The organism is Rhodosalinus sp. (assembly GCF_046542825.1).
In the GTDB taxonomy this organism is placed as follows: domain Bacteria; phylum Pseudomonadota; class Alphaproteobacteria; order Rhodobacterales; family Rhodobacteraceae; genus Rhodosalinus.
In genome coordinates this window covers 1-2,687 of sequence record NZ_JBKHAQ010000186.1, presented here as the reverse complement: position 1 = coordinate 2,687, position 2,687 = coordinate 1, and the positions used below count along the sequence as shown (strand labels likewise).

Annotated in this window: 4 protein-coding genes; 1 reads left to right on the top strand and 3 read right to left on the bottom strand. The window is 68.9% G+C overall.

Annotated elements, in window-relative coordinates:
• On the bottom strand, positions 1-913 hold a 913-nt coding region (locus ACLFOB_RS14850), incomplete at its 3' end, for a ribonucleotide reductase N-terminal alpha domain-containing protein (protein ID WP_410926596.1).
• Positions 914-998: 85 nt separating this feature from the next.
• Between ACLFOB_RS14850 and ACLFOB_RS14845 the strand changes: the two genes are divergently transcribed.
• Entirely contained in the window at positions 999-1,424 is a 426-nt protein-coding gene (locus ACLFOB_RS14845) for a DUF1489 family protein (RefSeq protein ID WP_410926595.1), read from the top strand.
• Positions 1,425-1,446: 22 nt separating this feature from the next.
• Here ACLFOB_RS14845 and ACLFOB_RS14840 read toward each other — a convergent pair whose 3' ends face one another.
• Both ACLFOB_RS14840 and ACLFOB_RS14835 read right to left on the bottom strand, forming a co-directional pair.
• Positions 1,447-1,635, bottom strand: a complete 189-nt coding sequence (locus ACLFOB_RS14840) for a hypothetical protein (RefSeq protein WP_410926594.1) — start codon at positions 1,633-1,635, stop codon at positions 1,447-1,449.
• 318 nt (positions 1,636-1,953) lie between these two features.
• Positions 1,954-2,687: GntR family transcriptional regulator (locus ACLFOB_RS14835; protein WP_410926593.1), on the bottom strand; the 734-nt coding region annotated here is incomplete at its 5' end.

The following is a 2,687-nucleotide window of genomic DNA, read 5'->3' as shown; positions in this document are numbered from 1 at the left end:
GCTCCGCCTGATCGAGATGCGCCTGCGGCGTGAAAGGATCGCGCACCAGCCGCGCGAGGTTCACCGAGCCCAGCAGGCAGGCGCCGTAGGGCGGCAGGGGCTGCTCGCCGCAGGGATTGGTGGCGGCGATCTCCTCGGCGTAGGCGAGATTGTTCATCGCGTTGATCCGGTCGATGAAGATCACGCCCGGCTCGGCGTAGTCGTAGGTCGCGCGCATGATCCGGTTCCAGAGATCGCGCGCCTCGACCGTGTGATAGACCTTGCCGCCGAAGGTCAGCTCCCAGGGGCCGTCGGCCTTCACGGCCTCCATGAAGGCGTCGGTCACCAGCACCGAGACGTTGAAGTTGCGCAGGCGCGCGGGGTCGGACTTGGCCGCAATGAACGCCTCGATGTCGGGGTGATCGCAGCGCAGGGTGGCCATCATCGCGCCGCGGCGCGCGCCCGCCGACATGATCGTGCGGCACATCGCGTCCCAGACATCCATGAAGCTGAGCGGGCCGGAGGCGTCGGCCGCCACCCCGTCCACCGGCGCGCCCTTGGGGCGGATGGTGGAGAAGTCGTAGCCGATGCCGCCGCCCTGCTGCATTGTCAGCGCCGCTTCCTTCAGGTTCTCGAAGATTCCCCCCATGCTGTCGGGAATCGTGCCCATGACGAAGCAATTGAAAAGCGTGACCTTCCGCGCCGTCCCCGCACCGGCAAGGATACGGCCCGCCGGGAGATAGCGGAAATCCTCGAGCGCGGCGTAGAAGCGATCCTCCCACAGCGCCGGGTCTGCCTCGACCGCCGCCAGCGCGCGGGCGACGCGGCGCCAGCTGTCCTCGACGGTGCGGTCGATGGGCGTGCCGTCCGCCTGTTTGAAGCGGTATTTCATGTCCCAGATGGACCGGGCGATGGGGGCGGCGAAACGGCTCATGTGCGGCGTCCTTGGGCCGGGGGCCTGTTGTCAGCGGGCGGAGGAGCCTTAATATAGCGTCAAGACTTGGGGGAGTCATGGGTTGGTGCACATAAACCTTGTGAAACTGAGCGCGGGCACCGACAGCGTCGAGGAGCTGGCGGCCTGGCAGGCATCGCGCCGCGCCAAGGGCCCCGATGGGCTGCCGCGGCACGTCACGCGGATGTGGCCCAGGCGCGAGGCGGAACTGCTGGACGGCGGCTCTGTCTACTGGGTGATCAAGGGCCTGATCCAGTGCCGCCAGCGCCTGTTGCGGCTCGACGCGGTTGACGGTGTAGACGGCATCCGCCGCTGCGCGCTGGTGCTGGACCCGGAACTGGTGCGCACCCGGCCTGCACCACGCCGCGCCTTTCAGGGCTGGCGCTACCTCAGCCCCGGCGACAGCCCCGCAGACCTGCCCGCGGGCCGCGCCGAGGAAGAGGCCCTGCCGCCGGGCATGAATGCCGCGCTGGCCGAGATCGGCGTGATCTGAGAAGGCGGTGGCGCGGGCTCTCTCAAAGGCCTCCGAAGAGCGCGGAGGGCACTGCAGTGCGGTCGCTGCCGCCAAAGCTGCTCGCGGCGCTGTTCAGCGGCACATCGGACGCGCCCTCGCCCAGCGGGATCGAAAGGCCGAAGCGGACGGTGTCGATGTCCTCGGACAGGCCACCTGCCGCCAGCGTCGTGCGGGAGAGTTCGAGGCTCACGGTGACCGGAGGCAGCTCACCGATGTTTCAGAGATCGTAGCCGACGCCGACGGCGACGCTGTCTCCGTCGGCGTCGCTGACGTCGAAGTTGCCGTAGCCGCCGAACACCTGGAACGCCGGGGGCATGTCGTGGGTGTTTGATCCCAAGGATCGATGGTGCGATCCATTCGATGGAATGGAAGGGCGCCTTGCGACAGCACCGCCACGGCTGCCGGACCGCGTAGCCCGGTCTGCCGGCAGAAAATCACCTCCACCCATCAAGGGGCCGCCAGCTTGGCGGCCCTTTTCGTTTCGGCGGGTCAGGCCGCTGCGCCACTGTTACACCGGCAGATCGCACGCCTTCGCTCCCCTGGCCCGGCGATGGCGGCGGCGGCGAGGACGTGGTGGGACATCGCGGCCTCGGCCCATTCGGGATCGCGCGCAGCGATCGCCTCTGCGATGTCGTGGTGGGCGGGCCTGCCACGTCATGTCCTGCGGCGAATACATTCGGTAGGTGCGCAGCACGAGGCCAAGGTTGACCGCAAGCGACAGCATCGAGCCGAGGCGCGGCGAGCGCGCGGCCTGCATGATCGTGCGGTGGAAGGCGGCGTTGGCCTCGGTCATCGCGTCATAGTCGGCATCGGACCGCGCCGGCGAGCGCGCGCTGATCTCTTCGGCGAGGCGGAAAAGCTCGGCGATCTCCGTCTCGGTGGCGAATTCGGCGGCGCGCCGTGCCCCGTAGCTTTCCAGCATCAGCCGGATGCGAAAGATCTGTTCGACCTCGTCGGGTTGCAGCGCGGTCACCCGCAACCCCTCGCCCGTTGCGCGGGTCAGGAAGCCCTCGATCAGCAGGCGCTTGATCGCCTCGCGCACCGGCGTGCGCGAGAGCCCCAGCCGCTCGGCGAGGCCCAGTTCCGTCAGCCGCTCGTCGGCCGGCAGATCGCCCGACAGGATGTCGCCGCGCAGGGTGACATAGGCGCTGTCGGCGGCGCTGGCCGGGCGTCCGTCCTCGGCCATCATCCTGATCCTGGGCAGCTGCCGGCCCGACCAGATGTTTGCCTGGAACAGCTCCG